At 70.9% G+C, this 16318-nt stretch carries 18 protein-coding genes; 12 read left to right on the top strand and 6 right to left on the bottom strand.

What is annotated here, in order from left to right; translation table 11 throughout:
- Positions 1 to 28: 28 nt before the first annotated feature.
- From Q9S36_RS09155 to Q9S36_RS09140, 4 genes are read left to right on the top strand one after another with little or no spacing between them, the layout of a single operon-like run.
- Complete coding sequence (locus tag Q9S36_RS09155) at positions 29 to 763, top strand: aminoglycoside 3'-phosphotransferase (RefSeq protein ID WP_311284837.1); 735 nt, start codon at positions 29 to 31, stop codon at positions 761 to 763.
- On the top strand, positions 763 to 1209 hold the full coding sequence (locus Q9S36_RS09150; protein WP_311285075.1) for a DUF3054 domain-containing protein: 447 nt from the start codon (positions 763 to 765) through the stop codon (positions 1207 to 1209). The genes Q9S36_RS09155 and Q9S36_RS09150 overlap by 1 nt, the downstream gene beginning before the upstream one ends.
- Complete coding sequence (locus tag Q9S36_RS09145) at positions 1206 to 2060, top strand: aminoglycoside phosphotransferase family protein (RefSeq protein ID WP_311284836.1); 855 nt, start codon at positions 1206 to 1208, stop codon at positions 2058 to 2060. Before Q9S36_RS09150 ends, Q9S36_RS09145 begins: the two co-directional genes overlap by 4 nt.
- A complete protein-coding gene (locus Q9S36_RS09140; RefSeq protein ID WP_311284835.1) occupies positions 2057 to 2647 on the top strand; it encodes a GyrI-like domain-containing protein in 591 nt (196 codons plus the stop codon). The genes Q9S36_RS09145 and Q9S36_RS09140 overlap by 4 nt, the downstream gene beginning before the upstream one ends.
- A 14-nt stretch (positions 2648 to 2661) precedes the next feature.
- Here the strand turns inward: Q9S36_RS09140 and Q9S36_RS09135 are convergent, their stop codons facing one another.
- Complete coding sequence (locus Q9S36_RS09135; protein WP_311284834.1) at positions 2662 to 4302, bottom strand: IS1096 element passenger TnpR family protein; 1641 nt, start codon at positions 4300 to 4302, stop codon at positions 2662 to 2664.
- 182 nt (positions 4303 to 4484) lie between these two features.
- Between Q9S36_RS09135 and Q9S36_RS09130 the strand changes: the two genes are divergently transcribed.
- Both Q9S36_RS09130 and Q9S36_RS09125 read left to right on the top strand, forming a co-directional pair.
- Positions 4485 to 5771 carry a M18 family aminopeptidase gene (locus Q9S36_RS09130; protein ID WP_311284833.1) on the top strand — a complete coding sequence of 429 codons (1287 nt, stop codon included), beginning with the start codon at positions 4485 to 4487 and terminating at the stop codon, positions 5769 to 5771.
- A gap of 15 nt (positions 5772 to 5786) precedes the next feature.
- Complete coding sequence (locus Q9S36_RS09125; RefSeq protein WP_311284832.1) at positions 5787 to 7349, top strand: DUF222 domain-containing protein; 1563 nt, start codon at positions 5787 to 5789, stop codon at positions 7347 to 7349.
- A gap of 7 nt (positions 7350 to 7356) precedes the next feature.
- On the opposite strand, the gene Q9S36_RS09120 is transcribed toward Q9S36_RS09125, so the two are convergent.
- A complete protein-coding gene (locus Q9S36_RS09120; protein ID WP_311284831.1) occupies positions 7357 to 7938 on the bottom strand; it encodes a DUF2510 domain-containing protein in 582 nt (193 codons plus the stop codon).
- A gap of 53 nt (positions 7939 to 7991) precedes the next feature.
- On the opposite strand from Q9S36_RS09120, the gene Q9S36_RS09115 reads away from it, so the two are divergent.
- The 3 genes from Q9S36_RS09115 to Q9S36_RS09105 all read left to right on the top strand — a co-directional run bounded on the left by Q9S36_RS09115 (position 7992) and on the right by Q9S36_RS09105 (position 10402).
- Entirely contained in the window at positions 7992 to 8771 is a 780-nt protein-coding gene (locus Q9S36_RS09115) for a CoA pyrophosphatase (protein WP_311284830.1), read from the top strand.
- A 21-nt stretch (positions 8772 to 8792) separates the two neighbouring features.
- A complete protein-coding gene (locus tag Q9S36_RS09110) occupies positions 8793 to 9137 on the top strand; it encodes a DUF2200 domain-containing protein (RefSeq protein WP_251450970.1) in 345 nt (114 codons plus the stop codon).
- A 62-nt stretch (positions 9138 to 9199) separates the two neighbouring features.
- Positions 9200 to 10402, top strand: coding sequence for an FAD-dependent oxidoreductase (locus Q9S36_RS09105; protein WP_311284829.1), 1203 nt, complete (start codon positions 9200 to 9202; stop codon positions 10400 to 10402).
- A gap of 31 nt (positions 10403 to 10433) precedes the next feature.
- On the opposite strand, the gene Q9S36_RS09100 is transcribed toward Q9S36_RS09105, so the two are convergent.
- Entirely contained in the window at positions 10434 to 11399 is a 966-nt protein-coding gene (locus Q9S36_RS09100) for an LLM class F420-dependent oxidoreductase (RefSeq protein WP_251451529.1), read from the bottom strand.
- Between the two features lie 230 nt (positions 11400 to 11629).
- Between Q9S36_RS09100 and Q9S36_RS09095 the strand changes: the two genes are divergently transcribed.
- Positions 11630 to 12121, top strand: a complete 492-nt coding sequence (locus Q9S36_RS09095; RefSeq protein WP_311284828.1) for a metallophosphoesterase — start codon at positions 11630 to 11632, stop codon at positions 12119 to 12121.
- A 34-nt stretch (positions 12122 to 12155) separates the two neighbouring features.
- Here the strand turns inward: Q9S36_RS09095 and Q9S36_RS09090 are convergent, their stop codons facing one another.
- The 3 genes from Q9S36_RS09090 to Q9S36_RS09080 all read right to left on the bottom strand — a co-directional run bounded on the left by Q9S36_RS09090 (position 12156) and on the right by Q9S36_RS09080 (position 15081).
- Positions 12156 to 13112 (bottom strand): lytic transglycosylase domain-containing protein, encoded by a 957-nt coding sequence (locus Q9S36_RS09090; protein ID WP_311284827.1) that lies wholly within the window; start codon positions 13110 to 13112, stop codon positions 12156 to 12158.
- Positions 13113 to 13345: 233 nt separating this feature from the next.
- Entirely contained in the window at positions 13346 to 14620 is a 1275-nt protein-coding gene (locus tag Q9S36_RS09085; RefSeq protein ID WP_311284826.1) for an RNA polymerase sigma factor, read from the bottom strand.
- A gap of 41 nt (positions 14621 to 14661) precedes the next feature.
- Positions 14662 to 15081, bottom strand: a complete 420-nt coding sequence (locus tag Q9S36_RS09080) for a YciI family protein (RefSeq protein WP_311284825.1) — start codon at positions 15079 to 15081, stop codon at positions 14662 to 14664.
- A gap of 123 nt (positions 15082 to 15204) precedes the next feature.
- On the opposite strand from Q9S36_RS09080, the gene Q9S36_RS09075 reads away from it, so the two are divergent.
- Together Q9S36_RS09075 and Q9S36_RS09070 are read left to right on the top strand one after the other, a co-directional pair.
- A complete protein-coding gene (locus tag Q9S36_RS09075) occupies positions 15205 to 15570 on the top strand; it encodes a bleomycin resistance protein (RefSeq protein ID WP_311284824.1) in 366 nt (121 codons plus the stop codon).
- The gene (locus tag Q9S36_RS09070) at positions 15567 to 16280 is read left to right on the top strand and encodes an NAD-dependent deacylase (protein WP_311284823.1); all 714 of its coding nucleotides are present in this window, start codon (positions 15567 to 15569) and stop codon (positions 16278 to 16280) included. The genes Q9S36_RS09075 and Q9S36_RS09070 overlap by 4 nt, the downstream gene beginning before the upstream one ends.
- Positions 16281 to 16318 lie beyond the last annotated feature (38 nt).

Below are 16318 nucleotides of genomic sequence, written 5' to 3'. Positions count from 1 at the left end.
ATGGCCGCCTGTTGGGCAGGATGAATAGATGAGCATCCCCGCCGCCGGCGCCCCGGTTCCCGCACGCGTGCGAGAACTCGCCGCAGGCGCGACGCTCGAGCCGGTATGGCGCAACGAGCTCGGCGGCGTCACCTTCCGCGCCGAGGGTCGCGACGGCATCCGCTTCATCAAGCACGGTCCGAAGAACCTCGAGACCACGAGCGCGGGCGAGGCTGAGCGTCTGTCGTGGGCACGGGAGTACACGCCCGTGCCGCGCGTGATCGAGGCCGGCGCTGACGAGACCCACGAATGGCTGGTGACGGTGGCCTTGCCCGGCGCGAGTGCCGTCGCTCCGCGGTGGGTCCGAGACCCGGCCACCGCAGTGCGGGCGATCGGACGCGGTCTTCGCGCGTTCCACGATCGGATGCCGGTAGCGCAGTGTCCGTTCGACTGGCGGGTCTCGGCGCGGACGGCGGCGGCGGAGGTCCGCGGCATCCGTGTGCCGGACGACCTGCGCGTTCCTCCCGCGGAAGAGCGCCTCGTCGTGTGTCACGGCGATGCGTGTGCGCCGAACACCCTCATCGCCGACGACGGTTCGTGGGCGGGGCACGTCGACCTGGGTGCTCTGGGGGTCGGCGACCTCTGGGCCGACCTCGCCGTGGCCGCCATGAGCACGGTCTGGAACTACGGCCCGGGGTGGGAGGAGGCGGTCGTCGACGCCTACGGCGTGCCGATGGACGCCGAGCGGATGACCTACTACCAGCGATTGTGGAACGCCACGTGATGCGGCTCGACCCGGCAGCCCGGGGGGCTGACCCACGCGCGGGATCGCCCTCCTCCGCGCGGACCATCGCGGGGGCGTATGTCGCTGACGTCGCCCTGGTGACGCTCTTCGCGGCGACCGGTCGGGCCAGCCACCGGGAGGACGTGATCGGCGGGCTGATGGTCACCGCCTGGCCGTTCGCCGTCGCACTGACGGTCGGGTGGCTCGTCACGCGAGCGTGGCGGCATCCGTTCGCGCCCCTGCGCACGGGGGCCATGCTGTGGGTCGTGACGGTCGCGGGCGGCATGCTGCTGCGCGTCGTGAGCGACCAGGGCGTGCAAGCGGCATTCGTGACGGTTGCGGCGACCGTGCTCGGTGCTCTCCTCATCGGGTGGCGCGCGGTGGCCACGCTCGTCGTCCGTCGACGTAGACGCCGCGGTTCGCGCCGGTCGGTCGGTCGTCGATGACGTGGGACGGCGGGCTGCTGGCTCCCGCACAGTCGGCGATCGTTCGCGGGTGGCTCGGTGCGCCGACCCTCATCGAGGATCATTCCTGGGGGCTGGTCGACACCGTGGTGCTGCACGTCCGCGCCTCGGACGGCAGTGACGTCATCGTGAAGGCGGGTGGGCGCGACAACCACCACATCCGCCGCGAGATCCGTGCGCACGCGCGGTGGACCGCACCGCTGGTCGCGCTGGGCCGCACCGGACGGATGCGCCACGCGAGCGACGAGGCGAATGCGCTCGTGCTCGACCGGCTGCCCGGCGTGCTCGTCGAGGGGGCGGCATCCGAACACGACGTCGCGCTGCACGCGCAGGCCGGTGCGGTGCTGCGCGCCCTGCACGACCAGGAACGTCACGTCGACGACGCGTACGAACGCCACGTCACCGCGAAGGCCCGGGCGTGGCTGGACCGTGAGCACCGCATCGCCCCCGCCCTCGAGAAGACCGTGCGGCGCCTGCTGGAGGGATACCGGCCGCGTGCGGTGGAGGTGGTCCCGACCCACGGCGACTACCACCCGCGCAATTGGCTGGAGGACGGCGGGGAGCTCCGCGTCATCGACTTCGGTCGATTCGATCTGCGCCCCGCCGCCACCGACCTGTGTCGACTGGCCACCGGCCAGTGGCGTCGCGACACGCGCCTGGAACGGGCGTTCCTCGAGGCGTACGGTGAAGATCCGCGGGATGGCGAGGTGTGGCGCATGGACCTTCTGCGCGAGGCCGTCAGCACGGCGGTATGGGCGTATCTCGTCGGCGATCGCGCTTTCGAGCAGGAGGGACATCGGATGCTCGACGAGGCGGTGGGCCTCTTCCGATGAAGGTCGATCTCAAGAAGCAGATCGCGGCGTACTCCGCGCGGCGCGGGGTGTTCGACGTGGTGGACGTGCCCTCGCTCACGTACCTGATGGTCGACGGGCACGGCGATCCCAACGGCACCGCGTTCGCCGTGGCCACAGCCGATCTCTTCTCGGTCGCGTACAAGCTGAAGTTCCTCAGCAAGCGGGAGCTCGACCGCGACTACGTCGTCATGCCGCTCGAGGGGCTGTGGTGGTCCGACGACATGGCCAGCTTCTCGACCGCCCGTGACAAATCGGCATGGTCGTGGACCCTGATGAACCTCGTGCCCGAGTGGGTCGACGAAAAGCTCGTCGAGCGCGCCCGCACGGCGGCGGGTGTGTCTTCCGACCGTGTCCGGTGCGAGCAGTACGCGGAGGGCCGGGTCGTCCAGACCCTCCACGTCGGTCCGTTCGACGATGAAGGACCCGTCCTCGAGCAGATGCATCGCGAGGTCATCCCCTCTCGCGGACTCGCCCTCGCCGGCCGACATCATGAGATCTACTTCAGCGACGTGCGCCGCACGGATCCGGCCAAGCTGCGCACGATCCTGCGGCAACCGGTCCGCTGAGGCGCGGCCCGTCCTCACCAGAGCCCGCCGCCGAGACCACTGCCGTGCCCGTGGCGGGGTGCGGTGCGGGGGCGCAGCGCCGCACGTGCGAACTCGCGCAGAGCCGACGAGACCAGCCATGAGCCGTCGTCTGCGCGCTCCAGCCCGAGCAGATTCAGCACACCGATGAGCTCGTCGGCCTCGCGCAGCATGACGGCCTGCGCTTCGTCGGCCGAGACGACGGAGTCCGTCGACGCCCGCCGAAGCGCGCCCGCTCGCCATGTCGGGGGGCTGTCGAGGCCGACCCAATCCGCTCGAACCGCGGCGCTGCGCAGATCGCCGTACTCCGCGAGTGACGCGACAGTTCGTGCGCCCTCCGTCGACGCCGCGGTGGCGGCATCCTGGATGGCCTGCGCGACGACGTCGTGCCAGGTCGAGCCGTCGATGGGCGGGCAGTCGCACCGCGCGTCGCAGTCGTCGTCCGCGTCGCTGTACCCGCGGTTCCCGTACGGTCCCCACGCGCCGCGGTCGTGGCGCCCGGCCAAGACGAGGGTGCGTGCGACGCGATCGAGCCCGATGGCGGGGTCGGAGAGGCTGCCGTCCGCGATGGCCAGCAGGAGCAGGTCGGCGGCGCGCCACCCGGCGCCGCACAGCCGCAGGCTCTCGGCGAGAAGCGACCACAGCTCGGTGGCCGAGCCCGATGCGGACAGGAAGGACTTCTTCACCACGAGCCGTCGACTGCGCACGTACATCAGGCGCATCCTGCGAGCGGCGGCGAAGAGCGCCCGCACGTGCGCCTCGGTGCACGACAGCGCTGCCGAGCCCTCCCGCACCGCGTCCGGGTCGACCGCGCCGTCGATCATCGGGATGCCGGTTGCGCCGGCGCGGCCGAGGATCCACCGGAACCCTCGCGTGAGCCGTTCCGCTTCGTCCTCCGTGACCACGGGCGGAAGGTGCAGCCCGGCGTCGTCGATGTGCGCGCGCACGCCCGGTCTGGCGAGGCGGGGGAGCGCCTGCACGACGTGGTCGAGCGCCGTCGGAACGACCTGCTCGGCGGGAACCAGGCCGGTGAGTGCGGCGTCGATGCGGCGCTGCGCCGCGTCGAGGTCGACGACGTCGGGAGCGTAGGAGCCCCACGGGCCGACGGTCCAGGCCAGCCGCTCCCGCAGATCTTCGTGGAGCGCGTGGGAGGGATCCGCGAGTATGCCCAGGAGGACCTCGCGCTCGAACGGGCCTCGCGAGCAGGCGAACGGTTCGATCCCCTCGCCCTCTGCGACCCGGAACGGGCCCGTCGAGGCGGCGACGATGTCGCTCACGCCCGACTCGATCGCCACCGCCCAATCGCTGTTGCACGTGTGGGCGAAGACGATCGACTCGTCGCGGAAGACGTGGGCGACCCTCGCCGTGGACTCATCGACGACCGTCGGGTCGCGGAAGTCGATCATCGTCCACCGGTCGCCCCAGCGCCGGCGCTGCGGCGACCACCCCGCATGGTCGAGGTCCTCGGCGAAGACGTGGTGGCGGCACTCCGGTCCTCCGAAGAGCGCCCGCGTACCCTCTTTGAGCGTGGCGAGGGTGAGCTCGCGGTCGACCCACGCCTCACGCCACACGGACGGGCCGGTGCCGAGAAGGGTGAAGCGGAGCTTGACGACGTGTCGGAGGTCGGGGTTGCGCATGCAGCGACGCTAGAGAATCCGCCGAGGCGCGTGGACGCGCTCAGCCGAGGCTGTGGACAGACGCCGGCGGGCTGCCGCTGGGGAGGAGCCGGTGCAGCCCCGGCTCGCGATCGGTGCGCGAACGGGCTGTCGCGGCATCCGCCTACGATCGAAGCACCGCCTCACCTCTCAGGAGTCCGTCCGTGTCTGCCGCTTCCGCCTCGCTCGACCACGCCGCCGACCTCGCGGCGTTCGTCGACGCCTCGCCCTCCAGCTTCCATGCCGCCGCGGAGGTCGCCTCCCGGCTCGAGCAGGCGGGTTTCGTGCGCCTTTCCGAAGGCGAGGCCTGGCCTTCGGCCGCCGGCGGTCGTTTCGTGGTGGTGCGCGACGGGGCCGTCATCGCGTGGGTGGCACCCGCTTCGGCGACGGCGGCGACCGGAGTCCGCATCTTCGGGGCCCATAGCGACTCACCGGGCTTCAAGCTGAAGCCGAAGCCCACGACGGGTCGACTCGGGTGGCTGCAGGCGGGTGTCGAGATCTACGGGGGGCCGCTGCTCAACTCGTGGCTCGACCGCGAGCTGCGCCTCGCCGGCCGACTGGTGCTCGACGACGGAACGATGGCGCTCGCCGCGACCGGGCCGCTCCTGCGGCTGCCGCAGTTGGCGATCCATCTCGATCGCGAGGCCAACGACCACCTCGCGCTGCACAAGCAGGCGCAGACCCAGCCGGTGTGGGGCCTCGGCGAGGCCGACTCCGCCGATCTGCTGGGAGAGCTCGCCGCGGCTGCCGGTGTCGACGCGTCGCGCATCCGCGGATACGACATCGTCACGGCGGATGCTGCGCGCGGGGCCGTCTTCGGGCGGGACGACGTGTTCTTCGCCGCGGGCCGCCTGGATGACCTCGCCTCGGTGCACGCCGGGGTCGTCGCGCTGGAGCGGGCCGCCGGCAGCGGCGACGCCGAGCACATCGCCATGCTGGCCGTCTTCGATCACGAAGAGGTCGGCTCCGCGACGCGGTCGGGGGCGGCCGGACCGTTCCTGGCCGACGTGCTCGAGCGGGTGTGGCTGTCGCTCGGCGCCGACCGCGAAGAGCAGCTGCGCTCGCTCGGCTCGTCGTGGTGCGTGTCGAGCGATGTCGGACACTCCGTGCATCCGAACTATCCCGACAAGCACGATCCGGTGGTCCAGCCTGTTCTCGGCTCCGGCCCGATCCTGAAGATCAATGCCAACCAGCGCTACGCGACGGATGCCGAGGGTGCCGCTGCCTGGAATGCCTGGTGTCAGGCGGCGGGCGTGTCGACGCAGGAGTTCGTTTCGAACAACGCGGTGCCGTGCGGGTCGACGATCGGGCCGATCACCGCGACGCGCCTGGGCATCCGCACGGTGGATGTCGGCATCCCGATCCTGTCGATGCACTCCGCTCGGGAGCTCGCGGGTGTCAGCGACCTCTGGGACCTGACGCGGGTGGCGGAGGCGTTCTTCTCGGCGTGAGCTGACGCGGGTGGGGTGGTGGTTCTCGTCGAAGTGGCCCCGCGGCCGCCGGGTGCGGAATCCGCGGCCTCCGACGTCGCGTCGGCGATGTCGGAGGTTCGTTCTAATATTGAGGCCATGACATTCGATGATGCGTTCGATGCAGAGGGTACGCCTTCGTCCGCAAATCCGCCGGATCCGGTCGGCCCCGCCCCGGGGAGCTCGTCACCTCCGACAGGGGTCGCCGGTGCCGGGATGTGGCCCCTCCCCGACGAGGCGTGGTTCGACTCCGATCCGTCGGGGCTCGGCCCGGATGAGGATCAGTGGTGGGACATGGTCGCGGCCAGCGAGTTCGTGCCCGAACCGCCGGACGAGCTCGAGGTGGTCCGAGGACTGTCGACACTGCTCGCTTCGTACGCCGCCGATCGCTTCCGGGCCGTCCACGCCCTCTGCGTGGAGTGGCGGGAGGATGCCGCTCGGCACGGCCGCGGACTGACGGACGTCGTGGATCGTGCGCTGCGGCTCGAGCTGGCAGCCGGCCTCGGCATCACGGAACACGCCGCAGCGGACCTGATGACCCTCGCGGAGGCGGTGGTGGCGACCTTCCCGAGCGTCGGGGAGTCCTTGTCGAAGGCGCGGATCACCGAGCAGCACGCGAGGGTGTTCGTGTCGTTGATGTCTCCGCTCGAGCCCGCGATCTCGGCCGGCCTGGCGAAGGAGGCGCTGGCGCTGGCCGAGGCGCACCCGGTCGGTGTGTTCCGCCGTCTGCTGCGGGCGCTGATCGACCGGACACGGGTGCAGACGGCGCCGGAGCGGTTCCACGCCGCCCTGCAGGAGCGCCGGGTCTACACCGAATCGGGCGCTGACGGGATGGCCTGGCTGCACCTCTACGCTCCCGAGGTCGAGGTGCACGCCGTGCTCGGCCGGATCACCCGCACCGGCAAGGCCGTGCGCAAGAGCGTGCCCGGCGATCCCCGCTCGCTGGATCAGGTCCGGGCCGACGTCGCGCTGGATCTGCTGATCGATGGTGACACCACCGTGCTGCCGGCAGCCGCGCGGGGGATCCGCCCGCAGGTCGTCGTGACCGTCCCGGTGCTGTCCCTGCTTGACGACCGGAGCGCGACCGCCGGGGATCCGGCGGTGGTGGAAGGAGTCGGGCCGATACCGATCGCCCGGGCGCGGGAGCTGTGCGGTTCGGCCTCATCGTGGATGCGGGTGCTGACCCACCCCGAGACCGGAATGGTGCTGTCGGTCGGACGGGACAGCTACGAGCCTCCGGCGGCGCTGCGGAGGCTGGTGATGTGGCGAGCGGATCGGTGTGTGGCCCCGGGGTGCAGCATGCCCGCCTCCAGATGCGATGTGGACCACACGATCGCGTTCTCGGACGGAGGTGAGACGTCGATCGGCAATCTCGCCCCGATCTGCCGCGGGCACCATATGGTCAAGCATCACGGGGGATGGAGCGTCACCCAGCACGCCGGTGGGGTCATCGAATGGGTTTCGCCGTCCGGGCGCAGCTATCTCGTCGAGCCCGAGCGGCGGGTTCCCACCTTCCGGCCCGAACCCGAGCCCGAAGAGGTGACGCCCGCGCCCTTCTGACACACGTTCAGCCGAATCGGTAGTGGGCAGAGCTCGCGTTCACCCACGCCACGAAGTCCCGCGCCTGCGCCTCCTGACCTGCGCTGACCGGCGCGACCCACGTCTGCGCCGGCGCGCTCACGACCACATACGACTGCGACCGGGCGATGACGCGGTTGAGGGTGCGCGGGGTGATCAGTCCCGCAGGTCCGAGCAGGCGACGGTCCACGGCCGTGCGGGTGAAAGCGGGACGCCTGAGCAGCGCATCGCCCGATTCGTGCGACGCCTGAACCGCACCCACCAGCTGGCTGGCTTCGCCGAAGTGGATCCACCGGCCGTCGATGACGATGCCGGAGAATTCCCGCTCTTCACCGCTGTAGCGGACTGCGTCCGTCCACTGGCGCCCGTTCCACCACCGCGAGCGCCCGTGCTGGTCGTCGTACCACCCCGCCTGTGCGGCGGCGACGGACGGGGGACCTGCATCCGTGTGAAGGTCGATGGTCTGCTCGCGAAGGTCGATGTACTGCTCGGTCCAGCGCGCTCCGTCCCACCAGCGCTGTTTTCCTGTGCCGTCGTCGTACCACCCCGGAGCGGCCTCGGTGCCCGTCATGTTCAGAGGATAGTTCGCGGCGATACCCGTCCGGGCGGGCGTAACCTGGGGCGATGCCCGCTGAGCCGCCGCCGTCCGCCGCGCGCGAACAGCTGCAGGCGCTGGCCCGCGCCGCAGCCCGCGGTGAGGACCGACGCGGTATCGGGGCACCCGACCTTCCGCCCGCCCTCGATCCGCGCCCGGCGGCGGTGCTGATCCTGTTCGGGGTCCTCGACGCGCTGCCCAGCAGCCACCATGCGCACGAGAGGTCGGTGTCGCGCGACCTCGATGTGCTGCTGCTCGCGCGCGCGACGACGCTGCGCTCGCACCCCGGACAGGTCGCCTTCCCCGGTGGTCGTGTCGACGGCGACGAGAGCCCCGTGGCGGCAGCCCTCCGCGAAGCCCAGGAGGAGACGGGTCTCGATCCCGCCGGCGTCGACGTGCTCGGCGCCGTCGAGCCCGTCCCGCTGGCCTACTCCCGGCATCTCGTCACCCCGGTGCTGGCGTGGTGGCGGCATCCCTCGCCCGTCGGGGTCGTCGACGAAGCCGAGTCGTCCGCGGTCTTCCGTGCGCCTGTGGCCGACCTGCTCGACCCCGCGCGCCGGGGCGTCACGGTGATCCGCCGGGAGGGGCGGGAATGGCGCGGGCCCGGATTCCTCGTGCCGCGCCACGACGGTCACGGGGCGCACATCGTGTGGGGTTTCACCGGGATGCTGCTGAACGGACTGTTCGACCGGCTGGGGTGGACCGAGCCGTGGGACCGGGAACGCGAGCTGCCCCTCACCGGTCCAGGCTTCGACGAGTCCGAGCTGAGCTCGTCGCCGGGCTCGTCGGCGGGCTCGTCGACCGACTGACGGCGGAGTACGCTTGCGCTCGTGCACCGGATCTTCTCGCAGAGCTTCGCCTCGGTCTATCCGCTGTACGTCGCGAAAGCGGAGCGGAAAGGCCGGACCAAGGACGAGGTCGACCGCGTCATCGAATGGCTCACTGGCTTCGACGACCAGGCCCTCGCGCGGCACCTCGATGAGCACACCACCTTCGAGGATTTCTTCGCCGACGCCCGCCTGAACCCGAAAGCCGAACTCATCACCGGAGTCGTCTGCGGTGTGCGGGTGCAGGACATCGAGGACCCGTTGATGCAGAAGATCCGCTACCTCGACAAGCTCGTGGACGAGTTGGCGAAGGGCCGGCCGATGGAGAAGGTCCTCCGCGTCGCGTAGCCCGCGCCCGCGCGCGCCGCAACCCCTGCGATGCACGGCGGCGGCGGACGTACGGTAGCGCTATGTCCGACTCAGCGACCCATCACCGCGTCCTCGTCATCGGGGGCGGGAACGGCGGCGTCTCGGTGGCCGCCCGCCTGCGCCGCGCCGGCGTCACCGACATCGCGCTCGTCGAGCCGCGGGAGCACCACTACTACCAGCCGCTGTTCTCGCACGTCGCGGGCGGAACCGCCCGCGCGAGCATCACCGTCCGCCCGCAGCAGACGGTCATCCCGCGAGGGGTGCGCTGGATCCGGGCCGCCGTGACCGGCATCCACCCCGACGAGAATGCGGTGAGTCTGGACGACGGCTCGCGCGTCACGTACGACCACGTGATCGTGAGCCCCGGCCTCCAGAACGACTGGTCCCGCATCCCCGGTCTGGTCGAGGGGCTCGACTCGCCCACGGTCGCCTCGCACTACGAGCACGCCCTCGCGGCAAAGGCGTCGCTGCTGCTGCGCGACCTCACGAGCGGGACGGTCGTCTTCACCGAGCCCGCCGGGCCGGCATCCTGCGCGGGAGCCGCGCAGAAGCCGATGTACCAGGCATGCGACTACTGGAGAGCGACCGGGGTCCTCGATGACATCCGCGTCGTCATGGTCGTTCCCACGGACACGGTCTTCGGCATCCCCGCCATCGACCGGGAGCTCGAGCGCAGCATCGACGCGTACGGCATCGAACTGCGCACCGGCAGCGAAGTGATCGACGTGGATGCCGCAGCCGGCGCCGTCGTCATCTCGGGACCCGGCGGGGACGAACGGCTGTCGTACGACGTGCTCAATGCGGTTCCCCCGCAGTCGGCCCCCGACTGGCTCAAGACGTCGACACTGCCGCACGAGGGCGATGGGGGCGGCTTCGTCGAGGTGGACCCCGAGACCCTGCGGCACCCCCGCTACCCGAATGTGTGGGGACTCGGGGATGCCGCGGCGACGCGGAACTCCAAATGCGGGGGCGCGCTGCGCAAGCAGACCTTCGTACTGGCGAAGAATCTGTCCGCGGTCCTGCGCGGCCAGGAGCCCGCGCACCGCTACGACGGGTATGCGGTCTGCCCGTTCACCGTTTCGCGCTCGAGCGTGGTGTGGGCCGAGTTCGACGACACCGGCGCGCTGAAGCCGACGATCCCGTTCCTGCCGACGATGTATCGCGAGAACCGGCTCTCGTGGATCGCCGACCGGTACGTGCTGCCGTGGGTCTACTGGAACCTGATCCTCACCGGTCGGGTCTGAGACCCGGCGCGAGTACCGCGTCGGGCGGGGGTCACAGCTTCCGCAGCTTCTCCAGCAGGGGACCGGCGGCTTCGGCGAGGAACCGGTCCTGCAGCTCGTCACCGACCTGCACGATCGCGACATCGGTGAACCCGGCCTCGATGTACGGGCGCACGCTCTCGGCGATCTCGTCGAGATCGGGGCCGCACGCGATCGACTGGGCGACGTCCTCGGGGCGTACGAACTGGCTCGCCGCCTCGAACCCGGCGGGTGTGGGGAGGTCCGCGTTCACGGCCCACCCGCCCCCGAACCACCGGAACTGCTCGTGGGCGCGTTCGATCGCGGCATCCTTGTCGGGGTCCCATGAGATCGGGATCTGACCGATCTTGCGCGAGCCGGCGTCGTGCGCCGAATCCCACTGCTGCACGAGCTCGGCATCGGGCTGCACCGCGATGAGGTGGTCGCCGAGGGGGGCGAACATCGCGATCGACTCCTCACCCGAGACGGCGACGCCGATCTCGACCGGGGTGTCCGGCGTGTCCCAGATGCGTGCGGAGTCGACGTGGAAGTGCTGGCCCTTGAAGGTCACCAGTTCACCGGTGTGGAGGTCGCGGATGATGTCGATCGCCTCGGCCAGCATCTCCTGGCGCGTCGTGACGTGCGGCCACCCGCGTCCGACCACGTGCTCGTTCAGGCTCTCTCCCGAGCCGAGACCGAGCAGGAACCTGCCCTCGCTGAGGATCTGCAGCGTCGCCGCCTTCTGCGCGACCACCGCGGGGTGATACCGCATGGTGGGGCAGGTGACATAGGTCATCAGCTCGACGCTCGACGTGGCCTGGGCGACGGCGCCGAGCACCGTCCACGCGTACGGGGAGTGACCCTGGTCGACCAGCCACGGCGAGTAGTGATCGCTCTGCACCTCGAAGTCGAAGCCGACGTCCTCCGCCGCCTGCGCGTAGCGCACCAGCTCGCGGGGGCCGCTCTGCTCGGACATCAGGGTGTAGCCGAAACGGGTCATGCCGCGCCTCCAGTCGTCGTCGGCGCGGGTGAGCGCCTGCACGAGACGTTAGGCGAGGTGCGGGGGCCCGGGCGGGGGATTGCGGCCGGTCCCGGTGGGTGCTAGCCGGCGGGTGCTCGCCGGCGATGCTGGCCGGCGATGCTGGCCGGCGATGCTGGCCGGCGATGCTGGCCGACGGTGCTCGCCGGCTGTGCGGAGCCCCCATGGCGGCTGCGCGGGATGATGGGCGGATGACGCGACTGCTCCTCATCTCGGACACGCACATCCCCGGCCGCGCTCGTACGCTCCCCGACGCGGTGCGACGATCGGCGGATGCCGCGGACCTCATCATCCACGCCGGCGATTGGGTCGCGGCATCCGTCCTCGATGACCTGCAGCGACACGGCGAGGTCATGGGAGTGTGGGGCAACAACGACCCCGACGACCTGCGTGCGCGTCTGCCCGAGGTCGCGTATCGGGTCATCGACGGAGTGCGGTTCGCCGTCGTGCACGAGACCGGCGATGCCCGTCGGCGCGAGACGCGCATGGACGAGGCGTTCCCCGACACCGACGTGCTCGTCTTCGGCCACAGTCACATCCCGTGGGACACCACGACCCCGCGAGGGATGCGGCTGCTCAACCCGGGGTCGCCGACGGATCGCAGACGCCAGCCCCACCGCACGATGATGACGGTGCGGGTGGAGGACGCAGACGTGCGAGAGGTCGGGCTCGACACCGTGTGACGGAGCCCGACCTCTCGTGTCGTCTGCTGCGGGGTCAGTACCAGTTGACCGCCTGCGAGTGCGACCACGCGGCGCACGGCGATCCGTAGCGGCCGTCGATGTAGCCGAGCCCCCACGCGATCTGCGTCGCGGCGTTGGTCTGCCAGTCGGCGCCGGCGGTGGACATCTTGCTGCCCGGAAGCGCCTGCGGGATGCCGTACGCGCCGCTGGACGGGTTCATGGCCTGGTAGTTCCAGCCCGACTCCTTGTTCCACAGTGACACCAGGCACGAGAACTGGTCGCCGCCCCAGCCGTAGTTTCCGAGCATGCCCTGCGCGATGGCCTGAGCCTCGGCGGGGCTGGCGCCGCCGCCGGTCGATGCCGGCGCGGCGGGAGCTGCGGGAGCAGTAGGGGTGGAAGCTGAGGACTGCTCGGCGGACTGAGCCTCGGCGGCTTCCGCGGCGGCGGCTTCGGCGGCAGCTGCCTCCTCGGCGGCCTTCTTCTCGGCCGCGGCCTTGGCGGCTGCTGCGCGCTTGGCCTTGGCCTTGGCCTCCTGCTTCGCCTTCCGCTCCTTGGCGTCCTCGAAGCGCTCCTGCAGTCCGTCGACCTTCCCGTCGACCGCTGCGGTCTCTTCGGTGACCCTCTCGGTCAGGCTCGGCACGAGGGGGGCGGGCATGGTGCGCGCGGCTTCGAGGCGCTCAGCGGCGGCCTCGAGATCGCTGGTGTCGACCGTGGTCTCCACGTCGCCGACGTCCAGACCGGACTTCTCGATGACGGCGGAGATCTTCACGGATGCCGCGACGGCGGCCTCCGCATCGGCCAGAGCGCTGCGCACGTCCACCGAGATCTCGTCCGTTCCGGTGGTCGTGACGATCGGCGCCGGGTCGTCGGAGACCGTGAACGACGCGAGTGCGAAGCGGGGCTGGGTGTCGGAAGCCTCGGCCAGCGAGGCGGGGGCGAGGCTCACGCCGACGGCGGCGACGAGGCCGAGGGTGAGGCCTCCGGCGATCACCGCGGGACGCCTGCGATTGCGGCGGTCTGCAAGGCGACGAGCGCGACGGGCGGGCACAGAAGACGTGGTGGAGCGCATGTAAAACCGGGTTCCGTATAGACATTCCGCGCCTCGGGTAGGCGCAAGGCGTCCGCTTCAGCGAACACAAGTCCCCGAGTCTGCCCACCGTGTCTGGACGGTTCGTGTGCGAAACCTGGACGATCGGTGTGAGCGGCGGTGCGAAAAAGTCCCGGTCAGAGGCGCGGGTTCGTCGCGGTCGGGCCGGTGGTCACCAGACGATCGGCCTTGCGGAGCAGAACGTCCCGCTGCGAGGAGTTGCCCGTCAACGCCGCCGCCGTGCGCAGTTCCGAGCGCGCCTCGTCCACCCGGCCCAGTCGTGCGAGGAGCTCACCGCGCACGCTCGGCAGCAGGTGCGACCCTCGCAGCGCGCCCGCCTCTTCCAAGCGGTCGAGGATCGGCAGCGCATGTTCGGGACCCTGCGACATCGACACCGCGACCGCCCGATTGAGCTCGACCACAGGACCCGGCGCCACGCGCGACAGCACGTCGTACAGCAGTGCGATGCGCGCCCAGTCGGTCTCGTCGACGCTCGCCGCGACCGCGTGGCACTGCGCGATGGCCGCCTGCAGTGCGTAGGCGCGGCGGCCCGTGCCCCGCGCCGCCGCGGCGGCGTCCGACCGTGCCAGCATCCGCCCCGCTCGTGCGATCTGCCCGTGGTCCCAGCGGCGGCGATCCTGATCGGCCAGCAGCACCGGTTCGCCGTCGGGCGTCTCGCGGGCGGCGAACCGGGAGCGCTGGAACTCCATGAGCGACACGAGCGCGAGCGCTTCGGGCTCGTGCGGGAGCAGTCCGACCACGATGCGACCGAGTCGCAGCGCCTCGTCGGCAAGATCCGGTCGCACCCAGCGGGTGCCGCCTGTGGCGGCGTACCCCTCGGTGAAGACGAGGTAGACCACGCCGAGCACCGCACCCAGACGCGCCCGCCACTCCGCCGGGTCGGGCGGCTCGAACGGCACCCGGGCGGCGGCGAGCGTCTTCTTGGCACGTGTGATGCGGGCTTGCACCGTCGGCACACTGGTGAGCAGCATCCGTGCGATCTCGTCGGGGGAGAGCCCGGCCACGACGCGCAGTGTGAGCGCCACCTGGGATTCGCGGGAGAGCGCGGGATGGCAGGCGGTGAAGACCAGGCGCAGGACGTCGTCGTCGATGAGCTCCCACTCGTCGTCCGCAGCCTCGTCCAGGGTGTGCGCGATCGCCGCGTAGCGCTCATCGCGCCGCTCGCGGCGTCGCCACGCGTCGATGACGCGACGCTTGGCCACCGACGTCAGCCACGCTCCGGGGTTGTCGGGGATGCCGGCATCCGGCCACGACCCTAGCGCTTCGAGGACCGCGTCCTGTGCGACATCCTCGGCCAGGCCGAGGTCGCCGGTCATCCTGGCCACGGATGCCACGATCCGCAGACCCTCGATGCGCCAGACGGCCTCGACCGTGCGCCGGGCATCATCCATCGACGCGGCCTCTCACGGGACGGCCCCTGGTCGCTGAGCGCTCACTTCGCGTCGAGCTCGTCGCGCCACCCCTTCTCCTTCTGGATGTACTCGTTGTCGGCGAAGTCGGCGAAGTCGCTCTCATCCGTCACGCGTCGCACCTCGAGCTTGCCGCCCGGTCCGAGGGGGCACCGCTTCGCCCACTCCAGGGCCTCCTCGGCGGTCGAGGTCTCGATGATCCAGAAGCCGTTGAACAGCTCGTGCACCTCGCCGTAAGGGCCGTCGCTCACGATCGGCGCGTCGCCGCCGAAGTCCACGACGTAGCCGGGCTCGGGGGCCAGGCCGTCGCCGCTGACCATGACGCCGGCCTTCATCATCGATTCGTTGTAGGCACCCATCGCGTTGATGACGGCTTCGAAGTCCATCTCGGCGTAGCGCTCCGCGCCTTCCTGCGTCGCCCGCATGATCAGCATGTGCTTCATCGTCCTGCTCCTCGTTCGGTGGGGATCCTTCATCCCCTCTCACTATCTCGTCGAACGGCGGCGATCGGAATCGACATGGTCGACGAACTTCTCGGGGGGAATCTCCGGCGGTATCGTCTGGTCATGGCGGATCGAGCGGTGCCGAACCTGCCGTCGCGGGACTTCGACGCGACGGCGGATTTCTATGGCCGATTCGGCTTCGAGATGGACTACCGCGACGGCGGGTGGCTGATCCTCGCGCGTGGGACGCTCCGGCTGGAGTTCTTCCTCGCGCCGGAGCTCGATCCCTACTCGAGCTGGTTCATGGCGAGCATCCGCGTGGGCGACCTCGACGGCCTCTACTCCCAGATCCGCGCCGCCGGTGTCGCCGAAGCCCCGTCGGGCATCCCGCGCCTGGTCCCCGTCGCGCTGCAGGAGTGGGGCCAGCGCGCCGGCTACCTCGTCGACCTCGACGGAACGCAGCTGCATCTCATCGAGGACGCCGGGTGACGGCATCCCGGATCGTCGTCCTCACGGGGGCCGGCATCTCGGCCGAGTCCGGCATTCGGACCTTCCGCGCGGCCGACGGACTGTGGGAGGACCACCGGATCGAGGACGTGGCCAGTCCCGAGGGGTTCGCGCGCAACCCGGCGCTCGTCCATGCCTTCTACGACGCCCGTCGCCTCGCCGCCCGCCATGCCGAGCCCAACGCCGCCCACCGCGCGCTCGCCGACCTGGAACAGGCGCTGGGTGATGAGGTGGTGATCATCACCCAGAACGTCGACGACCTGCACGAGCGCGCCGGGTCGCGCAACGTCATCCACATCCACGGCGAGCTCGCCCGCGCCCGATGCACCTCGTGCGGGGCACGGCCCCGGTGGACCGAGGACCTCGCCCCGGAACCGCCCTGCCCGGTGTGCGGTGAGCGCGCGCTCCGCCCCGACGTGGTGTGGTTCGGCGAACACGTGCACCACCTCGACGAGATCTACGCCGTCGTCGAGGCCTGCCGTGAGTTCTGGGTCGTGGGCACGTCGAGTCAGGTCGCGCCCGCCTCGACGCTGCACGCGGTCGCCGCCGCGGTCGGCGCGCGGACGGCGCTGCTCAACCTCGAAGCGCACGACGACGTCACCCTCTACGACGACGTCGTGCTCGGGCCGGCGAGCGAGATCGTCCCCGCCCGCGTGAGGCGCGTGCTGGGCGCCGCGGCGGACACGTCGTAGGCTCGTTCCATCGTCGGCTCGACACCGACCGCCCCCGT

This window comes from Microbacterium sp. ARD31, from assembly GCF_031844425.1.
The sequence above is the reverse complement of the archived record's forward strand: the minus strand, read 5'-3'. Positions and strand labels throughout refer to the sequence as shown.

Bases quoted from the DNA above. Each gene is read 5' to 3' on its own strand.
- Q9S36_RS09085 (WP_311284826.1), bottom strand. From the start codon at position 14,620: ATGGATGATGCCCGGCGCACGGTCGAGGCCGTCTGGCGCATCGAGGGT.
- Q9S36_RS09145 (WP_311284836.1), top strand. From the start codon at position 1,206: ATGACGTGGGACGGCGGGCTGCTGGCTCCCGCACAGTCGGCGATCGTT.
- Q9S36_RS09075 (WP_311284824.1), top strand. From the start codon at position 15,205: ATGGCGGATCGAGCGGTGCCGAACCTGCCGTCGCGGGACTTCGACGCG.
- Q9S36_RS09080 (WP_311284825.1), bottom strand. From the start codon at position 15,081: ATGAAGCACATGCTGATCATGCGGGCGACGCAGGAAGGCGCGGAGCGC.
- Q9S36_RS09140 (WP_311284835.1), top strand. From the start codon at position 2,057: ATGAAGGTCGATCTCAAGAAGCAGATCGCGGCGTACTCCGCGCGGCGC.
- Q9S36_RS09135 (WP_311284834.1), bottom strand. From the start codon at position 4,302: ATGCGCAACCCCGACCTCCGACACGTCGTCAAGCTCCGCTTCACCCTT.
- Q9S36_RS09120 (WP_311284831.1), bottom strand. From the start codon at position 7,938: ATGACGGGCACCGAGGCCGCTCCGGGGTGGTACGACGACGGCACAGGA.
- Q9S36_RS09100 (WP_251451529.1), bottom strand. From the start codon at position 11,399: ATGACCCGTTTCGGCTACACCCTGATGTCCGAGCAGAGCGGCCCCCGC.
- Q9S36_RS09150 (WP_311285075.1), top strand. From the start codon at position 763: ATGCGGCTCGACCCGGCAGCCCGGGGGGCTGACCCACGCGCGGGATCG.
- Q9S36_RS09105 (WP_311284829.1), top strand. From the start codon at position 9,200: ATGTCCGACTCAGCGACCCATCACCGCGTCCTCGTCATCGGGGGCGGG.
- Q9S36_RS09095 (WP_311284828.1), top strand. From the start codon at position 11,630: ATGACGCGACTGCTCCTCATCTCGGACACGCACATCCCCGGCCGCGCT.
- Q9S36_RS09155 (WP_311284837.1), top strand. From the start codon at position 29: ATGAGCATCCCCGCCGCCGGCGCCCCGGTTCCCGCACGCGTGCGAGAA.
- Q9S36_RS09115 (WP_311284830.1), top strand. From the start codon at position 7,992: ATGCCCGCTGAGCCGCCGCCGTCCGCCGCGCGCGAACAGCTGCAGGCG.